Here is a 15,865-nt window from a genome sequence, read left to right as displayed (position 1 = left end):
TGATTTAATTTCAGTAGACGTTTTTCTCAAAACAATGAAAGCACTTGTTGTTTCTATCTAGTTCTAAACAAACGAAAAAATAATACGTCGAAGAATATTCTGTGGCATCTTTTACATATTTTGAATGTGTAGAAAATTGCTTCAACGTCACTAGCTTGTTAAAATAGTTTATGTAATCTAAATTTTCTGAATTTTGTTAGTATAATTTTCTTTTATTACTTGTAAGGGAATGGACAAGATTAGTAACGAAAAATAATGAGGGGGTTTATGATGACGATGTTTATGACGGATATTTTACAACATTATGCTACACAGCAACCAGATGCTATTGCGACAATTTATGCACAACAAAAAGTAACGTATAGTGAGTTTTATAAGCATACAGAAAGATTTGCTGCGTATTTGCAACAACAGGGCTTTGAAAAAGACGATGTCATTGCATTATATACACTTAATTCTGATTTATTTTTAATTGCTTACATGGGTATTCAGTTAGCCGGTTTTGTTGTAATGCCTATTAATACGAAGTTAGCAGCACGGGAAGTAGACTTTATTGTCAAACACTCTGAAGCAAAAGGGCTTATTTATGATGAGCGAATAGCCGAAATATTAGCGGATGTTAGCTATCCATTTCAACATATAATCGGCTTAAAGGAAATGAAAGAGGTTATTGAAGACTGTCAGGTTCAAAGAACAATTATCCCATTACATGCGAATGATACGGCAGTTGTTATGTATACGTCCGGTACGACAGGCAAGGCGAAAGGTGTCATGCTAACGCATCAAAATATTGCATCGACGGCGGCTATTTGGTCAGCATCGATGAATATGACAGCTCAAGATAGGATGTTTATTTGTACGCCATTGTTTCATTGTGCGGGACTGCATGTATTTGCGATGCCGATGTTTTATAAAGGTGGAACCGTAATGATAGAGGAAAGTTTTTCACCTATAAATACATTAGAGCAACTTGCTAAAACGCAGGCGACAATATTCTTTGGTGTCCCTTCCATGTATACAATCCTATTAAATACACCAGCATTTAAGAATCATAGTTTTAACGATTTACGTCTATTATGTTATGGGGCGGCTCCGATGCCATATGAACTTGTCAAGCAAGTGAAAGAGGCATTACCGAATGTAAACGTGCAAAATTTATATGGACAAACTGAAAATTCACCAGCTGCTACATCATTGTTAGACGCTGATGCATTGACGAAAATCGGTTCAGTCGGCAAACCGTTAGCACAGACAGAAGTTCGTGTAGTTGATAGTTTGGGAGAAACTGTACCAGCAGGCGAGGTTGGTGAAATTTGCGTGAGAGGGCCACAGGTTATGAAAGGGTATTTACGCAATGAGCAAGAAACGGCTCGAACAATTCGAGATGGCTGGCTCTATTCAGGTGATTTAGGAAGGTTCGATGAAGAAGGTTACCTATATATAGTGGATCGCAAAAAAGATATGATTATTCGTGGTGGGGAAAATATTTATCCAATTGAAATTGAAGAAGTTTTATATCAACTGCCAGAAATTTTAGAAGCAGCAGTTGTCGGTTTACCACATGAAGTATACGGGGAAGTACCAAAAGCCTTTGTTGTATTAAAGGAAGGAAAGGTGTTAGAGGAGGCTACGATTTTAGCGTATTGTCAAACACAGCTTGCCAAATATAAAGTACCTTTTGACATTGAATTTTTAGCGCAGCTACCGCGCAATGCATCGGGAAAGGTGTTAAAACATACACTACGACCTAAAATAGCAACTACTTAAAGTAGCAGTAAGTGCACTAGTTTTGTCTAATCATTGAAAAGTAGCAGGATAAAATATGAACACCTACTAAATTAGCGTATAATGAGACTACGACAAATAGTAAAAATAGTATAGAAGATTGCCTAATTCTTCGAAAGATAGGAGCGGAATTTGTCTTGTGGAGGGATTATAAACGTCTTTTAATAGTAGGGATTATGATTATCATGCTACTTTCTGGTTGTAATCAATTTACAAAGCAGAGTCGACCTAAAAATGAATTAACAGTTTTGACGGTAGAATTTAATAGTGGTGCACCGATTCCTAATTTATATATAAAACTGACAGATGTGGAGTCTGGTAAGAAAATCGAAGAAGCGATGGGCTCTGATGAGGGAGAAGCTACTTTTACAAATCTTGTAGAAGGTAGGGAATATACGATTACTGCAACAACGCTTAATAACGTAGGTGACAATGATGGCTATACGACAATCGAAAAATTCACGTATGACGTGACCAAGCCCTATTACCGATTGCCAGCACATTCATCTAGAGCAGAACAGGAGCTAGCAGTTCCAGTCATTATGCAAAAGCCAGAACTTCCCCAAGGTTGTGAAATTACCTCACTAACAGCAGTTTTAAATTATTATGGTATGGATGTGACAAAGCTTGAAATGGCGGATAGCTATTTGCCTAAACAGAATATTTATACAGCAGGTGGTCAGCGATATGGGCCGAATCCAGCTGTTGCCTACGCAGGAAATCCGCGTGATAAGGCCAATGGTATGTATGTCTTTGCTGCGCCAATTGTAAAAGCGGCAGAAGCGGTGATTGCAGATAAGCAATCCAACTTGCGGGTAACGAATATGAGCGGGGCATCACAAAGTGATATTTTAGAGCTTGTAGAGGAGGGGGTACCGGTTGTTGTATGGGTAACACTAGATTTATCGACACCTAAAACAACTGGCAGTAAAGGATGGATTTATGAAGGAGAAACGCTGAAACGTGATGCATACATAAATTTACATGCTGTCGTATTAACCGGTTATTCAAATAAGCAAGTTGTCGTAATGGATCCATTGCAGGGCAATGTTTCATACAATGTAGATGAATTTTTCAAGAGCTATCAGGAGCTAAATATGCAAGCGGTAGCGGTTCATAAATAATGTATGGAGAAGTACTACAGAGCGCAGCTTGGATTGCACGAAAGTATGTTACACTAATAAATAAAAAAGCTAAAGTGAGTTGAGTAGAATGGCCATTGAGCACACTTTTTTACCAGTTTTATTGGGCGATGAAATGAATGCTTACGGCATGGCACGAGCATTTTACGAGTCCTATGGCGTTAAACCACTTGCATTAAATCATACGAATATGGAAAGAATTCACCAAAGTGATTTATTAACTTTCCGTGAAGTACCAAGATTACATATTGAAGAGCGCTTTGTTGTTGCTTTACAAGCCATTGCTGAAGAATTTTCCGAAAAGAAGTTATTGCTTTTAGCCTGTGATGAGTTTTACGTCAAGAAAATTGTGCAGCATAAAGCGGAGCTATGTGATGATTATGTAATTCCCTATGTCGATGCACCGCTTGCCAATCAATTATTAACCCGAGAAAGCATGTATCAGCTATGTGAGCAGTATGGGTTCCATTATCCTGATATGCATGTATGTACGGTCAATGATTACGAGGAATTGAAGACACTTGACTATCCAGTTGTCATTAAGCCGATGAATATGACGAAGTACGCAAGTTGTATTTTCCCTGGTAAGAAAAAGGTATATATTGCACAAAATGAAGAAGAAAAAGATGCTATTTTCCAAGCAATCTATAAGGAGTCAGCATATCGCGATGACTTAATGGTTCAGCAATATATTCCAGGCGAAGATGCTAATATGCGTGTTGTGAATGCTTATGTTGGACAAGATCACAAAGTCAAGCTACTATCTGTAGGGAACCCAATTTTAGAAGAGCATTCACCAGATGGTATTGGGCGTTATGTCGCCATTATAACGACTTACGACAAAGAACTAATGGAATGTGTGAAAACATTTCTAGAGGCGGTAAAATTTCAAGGCTTTGCTACATTCGATATGAAATTTGATGAACGTGATGGGTTGTACAAATTGCTAAGTATAGAATTACATAATGAACTTTCGAATTATTATGTGACGGCAAGCGGCTATAATTTAATGCAGTATGTAGCGGATGATTTTATTCGAGGGAGTAAACAACAGCTTACATATGTGCAGAACAAGCACCTCTGGACGATTGTGCCAAATGGTGTATTATTTAAATACGTATTAAATGAAAAGCTTGTGATTGAAGCTAAAAGTTTAATTCGCCAAGGTTTAGCAACAGATTCTATTTTTAATTATAAAGATATGAATGCGAAACGTTGGTTAAATGTAACGCTTGAAAACTTAAGCTTTTATCGCAAATATAAGAAATATTTTAACAACAAAGGTCTGTCTAACTCATGAAAAAACAAACTCTAGGTATAATTGGTGGCGTTGGTCCACTGGCAACAATGTTTATTGGCGAAATGATTGTAAGACGTACAAAGGCAACAAAAGATCAGGAGCATGTCCATACTATTATTGACAATGATACAAATATTCCTGATCGAACGGCCTTTATTTTGGATAATACAAAGGAAAACCCTGTTCCAGTATTAGTGGAGGATGCGAAAAAACTAGCTTCGGTCGGAGCGAATTTAATTGCTATTCCGTGTAATACAGCGCATACCTTTTACGATGAATTAGCGCAAGGCTCTCCAGTTCCTGTGTTACATATGATTCGTGAAACAGCGAAACGTGCGCATGATTTAGGGGCAAAGCGCGTTGGTATTTTAGCGACAACCGGTACGTTAACTTCAGGTATGTATCAAAGCGCTTTAGAGGAATATGGCATTACACCAGTTATACCAGATAATCATATGAAAGAAAAAGTGATGTCAATCATTTACGATTATGTGAAAGCTGGCAAAGATGTAAGGAAAGAAGATTGGCTGCCTATCGAAGAGGCAATGTTGGCTTTAAATTGTGATCGTATCGTGCTAGGATGTACAGAGTTATCTATCGTCAATCGAGATTTAAAATTAAGTGATAAATATATAGATTCATTAATCGTTTTAGCGGAATGTGCTATTGTAGCATGTGGTTATGAATTAGTGGAATAACATGTGGCTCACCTGTTGAAAAAGGGTGAGCCTTTTCCATACAGGCCTACATGAAAATAACGCGAACAATCTATTTAGCAGGAAAATGCTTGTGCACAGTTAGTGTGTTAAACTAGTGTCAAGCAGGATAATAAGGTGGGAATTAACATGTCAGTAATTAATTTATTAAAAGAAGAATTACAAGCAAAATGGAACTTTGAAGAACCGATGAAAATTCAAGAAGAAATGATTCCAGCAATGCTTGAAGGCAAAGATATTGTAGCAGAATCCCCGACAGGCTCAGGTAAAACATTGGCTTATGTGTTGCCATTACTAAATAAAGTAAATGGGGCGAAAAAGCAAACACAAGGACTGATTGTTGCGCCGTCTCAAGAATTAGCAATGCAAATCGTCGAGGTCATCCGGGAATGGATTGCAGGTACTGATATTACAGTACAACAACTAATTGGCGGAGCAAACTCTGCAAGACAAATCGAGAAGTTAAAGAAAAAACCGACAATCGTAGTTGGTACACCAGGTCGTCTAAATGAATTAGTGCGTTCAGGGAAATTGAAGTTAAAAGAAATTGAAACCGTTATTTTAGATGAATGCGATCAGCTATTGAGCCGCGAGTATCGCGTTGTTGTAAAGTCATTTATCGAAGGTGCGGCTTACGGACGCCAAGTAGTTGTAGTTTCTGCAACAATTACGGAGGAAATTGAATTGGTCGCTAGCCGTATGATGTTTGAACCTTTACGTTTCAAAATTAAACCTGAAGATATGGTGAAGGTTGGCAAAGTTGTCCATTCATTTGTGAAAGTAGAAGAGCGTGATAAAACGGACTTATTACGTAGAATGGCGCATACAGAAGGATTACGTGCGCTTGCTTTCGTCAATAATATCGATCAATTATTAATGAAAGAAACGAAGTTACAATATCGTTCAGCGCCAATTGTCACTTTACATTCTGATATGAAAAAAGAAGAACGTAAAAAAGCATTAGATGCATTTCGTAAAGGAGAAGCGCGTATTTTAATCGCCACGGATATTGCCGCACGTGGTTTAGATATTGCCGGTTTAACACATGTTATTCATGTCGATGTACCACGTACAATTGAACAGTATTTGCATCGTTCAGGCCGTACTGGTCGAGCGGGAGCAGATGGTGAAGTCCTTACGTTGTTATCATACAACGATGAAAAAACTTATAAAAAGTGGACGCGTGAAGTTCCTGGCAAACCTGTGCAAAAAATATGGCACGATGGCAAGCTAGTAGAAGGTAATTCAAAAACAATTGGACAAAAGCGAGGGAAATAATATGACATTTGAAGAAAAATTACAAGCATATGCTGAGCTTGCGGTGAAGGTTGGTGTCAATATTCAACCAGGGCAATATTTATTAGTCAATACATCGGTGGAAGCAATAGACTTTGCGCGTTTAGTAGTGAAAGAGGCATACAAGGCTGGAGCTGGTCGAGTTCATGTGAATTTTTCAGATGATGAAATGGATCGCGCTTATTTCGAGCATGCGTCTGATGAAGAATTTAATCGTTTCCCAGAATGGGTTGTTAAAATGCGTGATGAGTTAATCGAACGCAAAGGGGCATTATTATGGATTGATGCTGCAGATCCAGATAAATTAACGGGTATTCCAGCTGAGCGATTAGCCACACACCAAAAAGTATCAGGCGCTGCATTGAAAAACTATCGTAATGCGGTGATGAAGGATTTAATTGCTTGGTCGATTGTAGCTGTACCATCAGCCAAATGGGCAGGAAAAGTATTCCCGAATTTAGCAGTGGAAAAACAAGTACCAGCGCTATGGGAAGCAATCTTTAAAACGGTGCATATTGGTGAAGGCAATGCAGTTGAAAACTGGCGTACACATGTTGCAAACTTAGAATCACGAGCTGCATTATTAAACAATAAAAAATATGCAAAACTACATTATACTGCACCAGGCACTGACTTAACGATTGCATTAGCACCACAGCATAAATGGTTAACGGGTGGTAGCAAAACACCTGAAGGTACAGTATTTATCGCTAATATGCCGACGGAAGAAGTGTATACCTTACCAATGAAACAAGGTGTCGAGGGGTATGTAAGTAATACCAAGCCATTAGTATACCAAGGCAATATTATTGATGGCTTTAAGCTTACCTTTGAAGAAGGAAAAATTATTGATGCACAAGCGCAAGTTGGGCATGATTTATTGCAAGAGTTAATCGCTGTCGATGAAGGATCTTGTTATTTAGGAGAAGTTGCACTTGTCCCACATGAATCCCCAATTTCAGCTTCAGAGATCTTATATTTTAATACATTATTTGATGAAAATGCATCCAACCATTTAGCGATTGGTGAAGCGTATCCAACTTGTTTAGAAGGTGGAAGAGATTTAGAAAATGGTCAACTTGAAGCATTAGGTGCCAATATTTCCGTAACACATGAGGACTTTATGATTGGTAGTGGCGACATGGATATTGACGGTATTTTACCAGATGGTACTGTGGAGCCAATTTTCCGTAAAGGTAGCTGGGCTTTTTAATAGACTAACGACATTGATTGTGAGGTGAGCAGATGAAACGACTAATAAGCCTAGTAAGTATAACTGTACTTTCGTTAACACTTGGTGTTTCATCTGCCTTTGCACGTGGTGAAAATTATGTAGCACTTGGGGATTCCTTGGCGGCTGGTCAAACACCGTATCAGGAAATTGATGCAGGCTATAGCGATTTGGTTGCGATGCGGCTAGGAATGATTGGGCAATTGAATCACTATACAAAGCAGCTCGCTTTTCCTGGTTTTACAACGGCAGATGTTTTAGAGCGTGTTCAGTCTGAAGAAGCAAGCGCGCTACTAGCCAATGCAACGCTGATTACTATTTCCGCAGGTGCCAATGATTTACTACGTCTTGTGCAGGTTAACCCATCAGCTGGTACGTTAACATTTTCACAGCTTCAAGTAGATTTTGCGTTAAATATTGCACGAAAAAATCTGACGGATTTATTAGCTGAGCTGAAATTACGCGCACCCAATGCGAAAGTCTATGTCATGGGCTATTATTTTGCCTACCCCAATGTACATGCTACTCAAAAAGAGGGAACGAATGCACAGCTCTTAAAGTTAAATACGATTCTAAAACAACAAGCTGAACAGGCAGGGATGACTTATGTTAATGTCTACGATACTTTTGGATTGCAAGCTACTCACTACTTGCCAAATATAGCAGATGTCCATCCTAATTTTGAAGGATATCGACAAATGGCAAATGCCTTTTTAAAATCGTATAGCGGTAGTGATGGCTTAGCTATTTCTACTACAGAGTTGCCTAAGCCGAACCCCATGACATTTCAGGAAATAATGGAGAAACAAGCAGAGTCCAACGAAAAATCTGTAGCGGAACAACAAGAGAAAGTCGCAACCGTCAGAAGCATTCAAGGTTTTATTGGCTATGCTACTTTTATAGAAAAGGTCAGAGCCAATCAGTCCTTACAGCCACTAAGAATCTAAGTGGAAAAACACCAAGAACAAAAGTATGCTAAGTACATAAATTGCCACCTATTGGGAGCAATTTAAACAACTTAGCATACTTTTTTAGTGCCGCTGTTTGAGTACCTCTGTTTGAGTGTCTCTGTTTGAGTGTCTGGCACCGAAACAATTCTGAATTTAACAAGTGTCTGGCACCGAAATAATTCTGAATTTAACAAGTGTCTGGCACCGAAACAATTCTGAATTTAACAAGTGTCTGGCACCGAAACAATTCTGAATATAACGAGTGCCAGTCACCGAAACAATTCTGAATATAACGAGTGCCAGTCACCCAAACAATTACCAAATAAAAGATGGTCTATTAAAACAAGAATATAGTTGTAGGCATGATAAAATAAAAGAAAAGAAAAACAGGAGGTGCATAGACAATGAAAATATTCCATACAGCCGATTGGCATTTAGGAAAACTTGTACAAGGTATCTATATGACCGAGGATCAGCGTTATATTTTACAGCAATTTTTGCAAGCGATTGAAGAAGAACAACCCGATGCAATTATTGTAGCAGGCGATTTATATGATCGTTCAATGCCACCTGTAGAGGCCGTTAACTTATTAAACGATGTTTTCGCAGAAATTGTACTTGAAAAGAAAATTCCGGTGTTAGCAGTTGCCGGAAATCATGACAGTGCAGGACGATTAAATTTTGGTAGTCGTTTAATGCGGGATAGTGGGTTACATATCGTAGGGCAATTCACAAAAGAACATTCACCAATCGTCCTAACAGATGAATTCGGTGAGGTGCATTTTCACCTAGTGCCATATGCAGAACCAGCCTCCGTACGCACGATTTTAGAAGATGATACGATTCAGTCACATCAAGATGCAATGCAAAAAATCATCGCCCATATTAAGCAAACGATGGATACAACAAAGCGTCATATTTTTATTGGACATGCTTTTGTGACGAAATATGGCTTTGAAGAAGAAAATACAAGTGATTCGGAACGACCGCTATCCATCGGTGGGTCAGATTGCGTGGACGCTGCCTTATTTGAACATTTCAACTATACGGCACTCGGCCATTTGCATAAAGCCCACTTTGTACTGAATAACACAATTCGCTATGCAGGTTCACCGTTGAAATATTCGTTGTCGGAACATTTACATGAGAAAGGCTTTTTAATTGTAGAGCTAGATGCTAATGGACATGTAGAGGTGAACAAACGCAAGCTTGTGCCAAGACGTGATCTACGAGTGGTAGAAGGCTTCATGGATGATTTATTAAAACTACCACCATGTGATGATTATGTCTTTGTGCGTTTAACAGACACGACACCTGTAGCCTCACCGATGGAGCGAATCCGTACCGTTTTTCCACATGCAATGCATATTGAACGTAAAGCATCACGAATACAAGTAGCCCAAGAAATACAAGCTGTTGAAACGGAAAAAGTAGAGGATATTGACTTGTTTCGTGGATTTTATGCAGACGTTTTGGGCGATCAACCTGATCCAGAAACCGAGCGCTTGTTTTTAGAAATGCTACAAGAATTATTAGATGAGGAACGGGAGGCAGTTCGATGAAACCACTCAAGTTAACGATTACTGCTTTCGGTCCATATAAACATACAGAAGTGATTGACTTCCAACAGCTTGGAGAGTACCGTTTATTTGCTATTTCAGGCAAAACAGGCGCTGGGAAAACGACGATTTTTGATGCGATTTGTTATGCGCTGTATGGTGCAGGAAGCGGTGAAGATCGTCAGGATACAGCTATGCTTCGGAGCGGCTTTGCTGCGGATGATGTTTACACCGCAGTAGAATTGGTTTTTGAAATGCGCGGTAAAGTGTATCACATTTTACGCCAGCCGGGTCATATTAAAGCAAAAAATAAAAGTGTCACAGGAAGAAAAGTTGAATTAGCAGAAATAAAAGATGGTAAATTTGACTTTAGTATAGTGGAGAAGCAGCAAACAAATGAAGTAGATAAAAAACTGCTTGAAATTATAGGGCTAACAAAAGATCAGTTTAGTCAAATTGTGATGTTGCCCCAAGGGGAATTTCGCAAATTATTAACTTCTGATTCCTCCAATAAAGAAGTCATTTTACGTAAAATTTTTAAAACAGATCGTTTTAGCGCAATGACTAAAAAACTAGATATCAAAAGGAAAGAAGCCGAAAAGGATGTCGAGCGTGCCCAGCAATTGAAAGAACATTTACTTGGACAAATTGCAGGTGCATTACCACAGCGGTCATCAACATTATTTACTTGTATTAGCAATAATACGGATAATATGCACCAACTAAAAAATGCCCTTGAAGAAGAGCAATTCTTTTATAATGCTAGTATCCAAACGGAACAGTTACGCTATGAAGAAGCCTATGCGCATCATCAAAAAGAACAAGAATATTACAGTATGGCAAAAGCTCTGAACGAGCAGTTCGAGCAACAGGAGCAACGACAAGCCCGTTTGCAAATGCTGTTACAACAACAACATTTATATACAGCCAAGGAACAGGAAATACAATTAGCTGAACAAGCGGAGCGTCTTCTTACTTTTGAACAACAGTGTGTAGAATTACGGACAGAGCAAAATCATAAGGAACAACTTTATCAGCAAGCTACAATAAATCATCAAAACGCTTTGGCACAACTAGCAATAGCCCAGCAATTATTTTCAGAGGAAGAAGCGAAAGAACCAGCGCGTCAGCAAATATTGCAACAAGAAATGCAGCTATTAGCGCTGTTACCGAAGTTTGAGGCATTTGAGCATAATCAGCAACAACTAGAAATAACGCAACAACTTGTTGAAAATGCTAAACGTGCAGTAGCAGATAATCTAAACATTTTAGAAAAAGAGCAAACCCAACTTCAAGAGTTAACAACTACCATTGAGCAATATGAAAAACAAATGGAGCCCTATGCAGGTTATTTAGAACAACTTCCTAAGCTTAAAGAACAAGTGACATTATTAGCTCAATTGGAAAAATATGAGCAAGCGAGTGAGCTAGCTGAGCAAGCACTTCAAAGGGCGCAACAGCTCTTTCAAGAAAGTAACAAAGCACTACAGACTAAGGAACAACAATGGATTACCAGTCAGGCAAGTATTTTAGCAGCCAAGTTAAAGGATGGCGATGCTTGTCCAGTTTGTGGCAGTACAACACACCACTTAACACATAGTGAGCCACTAGCGGTCGTGGATGAAGTGGAGCTGGAAACAATCCGCGCGACAGCTCATGCAAATGAGAGAAATTATTATGAAAAAGAAGCGACAGTCAAAACAACAAAACAATTGCTTCAAGAGGTGGCTGAACAGGTAGAAGCTAGCCATATATCACTAGCTGATCGAGTAGAACTTACAACTTCATTACAATTCATTGAGCAACAAGTTACTGTCTTAAAAATCGTTAACGATCAACTATCTATCGCACGGACTAAGCTAAAAGAGCAACTGGCAAGAAATGAACAATTGCAACACAAACAAGTCCAGTTAGAGCACTATTTTGCTGAGCAGTCGAAAGAATTAATTAAACAGCAAGCAATTGTGGAAGAACAACAAAAATACATTCCTGAACATGTAAAGTCATTGCAACAATTAAAGCAAACAATGGAAGATATAAAATCGCAAAAGAATGCATTACAAGCAGCATGGAATGCAAGTCAGCATAATCTACAAGCAACAAAAGAAGCGTCACATAAGGCAGCTATAGCAGAAGAACTGGCGAAAAAAGCATATGAGGAATTGCAAAACAAACTGAATGAAAAACGAGAACAATTTGTCACAAACATGAACAATGTTGGTTTTACAACATATGAAGCATATGCGGCGGCAAAGCGAAGTATTGTACAAATCGAGGAATTACGTAAAGCGTGCCGTGATTACGCTTTACAACAGCATTCTTTACAGCAACAAATCTTAGATGGAGCACAACATCTTGAAGGAAAAGAGAAGCAAAATTTAACGATATTAGAAGACAAGCTTGAGATGCTGCGAGCTACATCTGAAGAGGCATTTAAAATATTACAACAGACGAAAAATTATGCAACTGCATGTGCTGACTTTATTGTTAAAGTTGATGAAACAGCGAGGGAAATACGGATACTCGAAAAAGAAGCAGGTCGTGTAAAAGAACTTTACACCGTGTTGAATGGGCAAAATCCAAAAAAACTGTCATTTGAGCGTTACATTCAAATCAATTATTTAGATAAGATTACAGCAGCAGCCAATCTTCGTTTATTCCATTTATCAAATGGACAGTTTGAATTGCGGCGCTCTGATCGCTTGGAGAAGCATGCCAAGCAAAGTGGGTTAGGGTTAGATGTGTATGATGCTTATACGGACCAATTAAGAGATGTAAAAACATTATCTGGTGGGGAGAAGTTTAATGCGTCATTAAGTCTTGCATTAGGTATGGCAGATGTTATTCAAAGCTTCCAAGGGAATATTCAAATTGAAACGATGTTTATCGACGAGGGCTTTGGCTCTTTAGATGAGGAAGCGTTAAATAAAGCAATTGATACGTTAATTGATTTACAAGATTCAGGAAGAATGATTGGTGTTATTTCACATGTCGCCGAGTTAAAAGCCGCAATGCCAGCTGTTTTACATGTTGAAAAAACGTTAAGTGGGCATAGTACAACGCACTTTGAAGTAAAGTAGTGCCAGTCACCCAAACAATTCTAAATAAAAACCCACTTGCACTCTATGGTGTAAGTGGGTTTTGTGTGCCAGTCACTCAAACAATTAAAAGAAGTCATTGCGCTTATTTTCTACGTGTTGATACGTAGGGTGTTGTCCCTTTTTTTGCAGCAACTACTTTTTTGACAATAGGAATGACAATAGGTGCAAATTTTATAGCGGTTTTCACTACTTTGGATACTTTCATGAATATGACATCTCCTTCGTACTAAATTTTAACGTATAACTCGTACAGCTTGCACAATATTCCAAATAACAATACCTAATGATACGAGTAAATAAATTGCAAATGAAGCAAACCAAATGATAATAAATGTATTCCCATTTGAAGAAGGATCAAACGTGTTCAATGACATTGTAGAAAATATAAAGATAGAAAAGAAAATGATACCCAAGACTAACGGAATTAAGTGAGAAATAAGTGCCCGAATGGAATGTCTTTTGACTTCACTATCTTTTGAAACAAAGTAAACGATTAATGGAACGACAAATGGTGCAATAAAAATACTGAGATAACTAAACGCAGATAAAACTTTTTGATTCTCCATAATTGTTCCTCCCTTTTTAATATTTACGCATAGAAAGCGTAAAAGTTTCAAAAAAAATAATTGAGGAAAAGGTTGTAATCGCAAAGGTGGTTGCGTACAATGAGTGTGTTCAATAAAAATGAGATGTAACGACCACAAGGGGAGCTGATGATGTCAGCTGAGACTGGGCACGTAATGCCTTTACTCTTTGAACCTGTAAGTTAACACTTGCGTAGGGATGTGGATAGAAACCGACACTTTTACGATGTGAGGCTCTGTCCTGGCATCGTTTTTTTATGCCGGATTGAGATGCATATCCAAATAATTGTTTTCTATTCCTGCTCTTGTATCCTACATCGGAACAAAGGAGAGAATAATAGTATGGACAAAAAAAGATTACTCATGCTGGTGGAGATTGCAATTTTCGCAGCGGTAGGACTTGTGCTCGATCAAGTTTCCTTTAAAGTATGGGCACAAGGCGGCTCGGTAAGCTTAGTCATGATACCAATAATTTTAATGGCGTTTCGTTGGGGGTTCTTGTCAGGGCTTACAACAGGTCTATTGATTGGTGTGATGCAAACAATGTTTGGTGCTTATATTGTGCACTGGCTTCAAGGATTACTAGATTACGGGGTAGCCTTTACTGTAGTAGGTTTAGCGGCAATCGTTCGTGAACCTGTATTAAAAGCCGCAACAGCACTCAACAAAAAGAAAATGGCTCTGTACATAGTGATTGGTACGGTGCTAGCTGGTTTTTTACGCTATCTTGCACACACAATTGCAGGTGCAGTATTCTTTGCGGAGTATGCGGGCGATCAAAATGCATGGATTTATTCAATTATCTATAATGGAACATATATGTTACCAGCAACTATTTTAACCGCTATTGTCGGTGTTCTATTATTTACAGCGGCGCCACAATTAATGCAACGAAAATTATAAATGAATGGAAATGAGGCTTGGACATAACTAAAAAAATTTAAGAAACAGACGAAAGGTGTTCATAATTTTTTGCTATATGGAGAACTTAGCTATTCTTGCTTTTGCAATAAAAAAAATTAGAAGTGTTCACTAGTTGTTGGTAGCGAAGACGGTGACTCCTGCTCAGAACAGCACACAATGTAAGACACGGGCATTCCGCGCGTTAGCGAGGGTTGCGGCTTACGGTGTGCCCGCGGAAAGCAACGCCGTAGCGGACAACAACGGAATAGCAAAAAAGTGTTAGATTGATTGCAGTCAATCTAACACTTTTTCTCTTTTGTCTCAGCCACATTTTTTTATAATGAGAACTACCGTTTTAACTGTAGATAGCGCGTTAGAGAAAGGCGGTTTTAAGGTCTAAAGACTGTTAAAATCGTCTGTTTTTTCTATGAGGAGCACTATTGAAATCCTATTGGCATAGAATAATTAAAGCTTTTGGCGTTATGCACATAAAAAGTTATGTTATATTAAAGAGTAGATATTAGATGAAAGGGACGTTAAAAATGATTGTAAAAACCCAAGAAGAAATTGAAGCCTTTAAAAAAATTGGTCGCATTTGTGCGGAAATTCGTGAGGCGATGAAAGCAGCTACAAAACCTGGTGTGACAACACTTGAATTAGATGAAATTGCAGGACGCATGTTTGCTGAAGCAGGAGCTATTTCAGGTCCTAAGGGAGAGTATGATTTCCCAGGTTACACTTGTATTAGTGTCAATGAAGAAGTTGCCCATGGTATCCCAGGACAACGTATTATTAAAGAGGGGGATATTGTTAATATTGATGTATCCGGCTCTTTAAATGGTTACTTTGCAGATACAGGTATTTCTTTTGTAGTAGGGGAAGGTTATGAGGATAAAGAAAAACTTTGTCGCGTAGCAAAAAGCGCGTTTGATCGTGCAATGACAAAAGTAAAAGCTGGTTCGAAATTAAACCAAATTGGGAAAGCGGTAGAGCGTGAGGCTTATGCCAATGACTTAACAGTTATTATGAACTTAACGGGTCATGGATTAGGTCGTTCATTACATGATGAGCCAAACCACATTTTAAACTATTACGATGCGTGGGATTCAACAATTATGAAAGAGGGCATGGTGTTAGCTGTGGAGCCGTTTATTTCAGCAAAAGCAGAGCATATCGTTGAAGCTGGCGATGGCTGGACATTTATTACGCCTGACAAATCTTTAGTTGCCCAAATTGAGCATTCGATTATTGTAACAAAAGACAAACCAATCATTTTAACTTCATTAGATGAGCAATAA

At 38.5% G+C, this 15,865-nt stretch carries 13 protein-coding genes and 1 riboswitch; of the genes, 11 read left to right on the top strand and 2 right to left on the bottom strand.

What is annotated here, in order from left to right:
* The first annotated feature begins 270 nt into the window (after positions 1–270).
* From MKY08_RS19215 to MKY08_RS19175, 9 genes are all read left to right on the top strand, one after another.
* Positions 271–1,767: a long-chain fatty acid--CoA ligase gene (locus MKY08_RS19215; RefSeq protein ID WP_081327873.1), complete on the top strand. Its 1,497-nt coding sequence runs from the start codon at positions 271–273 to the stop codon at positions 1,765–1,767.
* 155 nt (positions 1,768–1,922) lie between these two features.
* The gene (locus MKY08_RS19210) at positions 1,923–2,909 is read left to right on the top strand and encodes a C39 family peptidase (RefSeq protein WP_069509544.1); all 987 of its coding nucleotides are present in this window, start codon (positions 1,923–1,925) and stop codon (positions 2,907–2,909) included.
* A gap of 88 nt (positions 2,910–2,997) precedes the next feature.
* Positions 2,998–4,227, top strand: a complete 1,230-nt coding sequence (locus MKY08_RS19205) for an ATP-grasp domain-containing protein (RefSeq protein ID WP_069509540.1) — start codon at positions 2,998–3,000, stop codon at positions 4,225–4,227.
* Entirely contained in the window at positions 4,224–4,925 is a 702-nt protein-coding gene (locus MKY08_RS19200; protein ID WP_069509538.1) for an amino acid racemase, read from the top strand. Before MKY08_RS19205 ends, MKY08_RS19200 begins: the two co-directional genes overlap by 4 nt.
* 147 nt (positions 4,926–5,072) lie before the next feature.
* Positions 5,073–6,221, top strand: a complete 1,149-nt coding sequence (locus tag MKY08_RS19195) for a DEAD/DEAH box helicase (protein ID WP_069509535.1) — start codon at positions 5,073–5,075, stop codon at positions 6,219–6,221.
* 1 nt (position 6,222) lies between these two features.
* Positions 6,223–7,452, top strand: a complete 1,230-nt coding sequence (locus tag MKY08_RS19190; RefSeq protein ID WP_069509532.1) for an aminopeptidase — start codon at positions 6,223–6,225, stop codon at positions 7,450–7,452.
* Positions 7,453–7,484: 32 nt separating this feature from the next.
* Positions 7,485–8,417: an SGNH/GDSL hydrolase family protein gene (locus tag MKY08_RS19185; RefSeq protein WP_069509529.1), complete on the top strand. Its 933-nt coding sequence runs from the start codon at positions 7,485–7,487 to the stop codon at positions 8,415–8,417.
* Positions 8,418–8,824: 407 nt separating this feature from the next.
* Positions 8,825–9,982, top strand: a complete 1,158-nt coding sequence (locus MKY08_RS19180) for an exonuclease SbcCD subunit D (RefSeq protein WP_069509528.1) — start codon at positions 8,825–8,827, stop codon at positions 9,980–9,982.
* Positions 9,979–13,059 carry an SMC family ATPase gene (locus MKY08_RS19175; protein ID WP_069509526.1) on the top strand — a complete coding sequence of 1,027 codons (3,081 nt, stop codon included), beginning with the start codon at positions 9,979–9,981 and terminating at the stop codon, positions 13,057–13,059. Before MKY08_RS19180 ends, MKY08_RS19175 begins: the two co-directional genes overlap by 4 nt.
* Positions 13,060–13,162: 103 nt before the next feature.
* Here the strand turns inward: MKY08_RS19175 and MKY08_RS19170 are convergent, their stop codons facing one another.
* Together MKY08_RS19170 and MKY08_RS19165 are read right to left on the bottom strand one after the other, a co-directional pair.
* Positions 13,163–13,285, bottom strand: a complete 123-nt coding sequence (locus MKY08_RS19170; RefSeq protein WP_255313776.1) for a hypothetical protein — start codon at positions 13,283–13,285, stop codon at positions 13,163–13,165.
* Positions 13,286–13,313: 28 nt separating this feature from the next.
* Positions 13,314–13,646, bottom strand: a complete 333-nt coding sequence (locus tag MKY08_RS19165) for a DUF4870 domain-containing protein (protein WP_069509522.1) — start codon at positions 13,644–13,646, stop codon at positions 13,314–13,316.
* Positions 13,647–13,773: 127 nt separating this feature from the next.
* Positions 13,774–13,881: riboswitch (TPP riboswitch) on the top strand.
* 125 nt (positions 13,882–14,006) lie between these two features.
* Between MKY08_RS19165 and thiT the strand changes: the two genes are divergently transcribed.
* On the top strand, positions 14,007–14,567 hold the full coding sequence (gene thiT / locus MKY08_RS19160) for an energy-coupled thiamine transporter ThiT (RefSeq protein ID WP_069509519.1): 561 nt from the start codon (positions 14,007–14,009) through the stop codon (positions 14,565–14,567).
* Positions 14,568–15,109: 542 nt separating this feature from the next.
* Positions 15,110–15,865 carry a type I methionyl aminopeptidase gene (gene map / locus MKY08_RS19155; RefSeq protein WP_024364522.1) on the top strand — a complete coding sequence of 252 codons (756 nt, stop codon included), beginning with the start codon at positions 15,110–15,112 and terminating at the stop codon, positions 15,863–15,865.

Source organism: Lysinibacillus sp. FSL M8-0337 (genome assembly GCF_038593855.1).
In the GTDB taxonomy this organism is placed as follows: domain Bacteria; phylum Bacillota; class Bacilli; order Bacillales_A; family Planococcaceae; genus Lysinibacillus; species Lysinibacillus sphaericus_D.
Note: the sequence above shows the minus strand (reverse complement) of the source record. Positions and strands in the feature narration are given on the sequence as shown.

Coding starts and splice junctions, on each gene's coding strand:
- MKY08_RS19205 (WP_069509540.1), top strand. CDS start 2,998: ATGGCCATTGAGCACACTTTTTTACCAGTTTTATTGGGCGATGAAATG.
- MKY08_RS19165 (WP_069509522.1), bottom strand. CDS start 13,646: ATGGAGAATCAAAAAGTTTTATCTGCGTTTAGTTATCTCAGTATTTTT.
- MKY08_RS19200 (WP_069509538.1), top strand. CDS start 4,224: ATGAAAAAACAAACTCTAGGTATAATTGGTGGCGTTGGTCCACTGGCA.
- MKY08_RS19175 (WP_069509526.1), top strand. CDS start 9,979: ATGAAACCACTCAAGTTAACGATTACTGCTTTCGGTCCATATAAACAT.
- map (WP_024364522.1), top strand. CDS start 15,110: ATGATTGTAAAAACCCAAGAAGAAATTGAAGCCTTTAAAAAAATTGGT.
- MKY08_RS19195 (WP_069509535.1), top strand. CDS start 5,073: ATGTCAGTAATTAATTTATTAAAAGAAGAATTACAAGCAAAATGGAAC.
- MKY08_RS19190 (WP_069509532.1), top strand. CDS start 6,223: ATGACATTTGAAGAAAAATTACAAGCATATGCTGAGCTTGCGGTGAAG.
- thiT (WP_069509519.1), top strand. CDS start 14,007: ATGGACAAAAAAAGATTACTCATGCTGGTGGAGATTGCAATTTTCGCA.
- MKY08_RS19215 (WP_081327873.1), top strand. CDS start 271: ATGACGATGTTTATGACGGATATTTTACAACATTATGCTACACAGCAA.
- MKY08_RS19180 (WP_069509528.1), top strand. CDS start 8,825: ATGAAAATATTCCATACAGCCGATTGGCATTTAGGAAAACTTGTACAA.
- MKY08_RS19170 (WP_255313776.1), bottom strand. CDS start 13,285: ATGAAAGTATCCAAAGTAGTGAAAACCGCTATAAAATTTGCACCTATT.
- MKY08_RS19185 (WP_069509529.1), top strand. CDS start 7,485: ATGAAACGACTAATAAGCCTAGTAAGTATAACTGTACTTTCGTTAACA.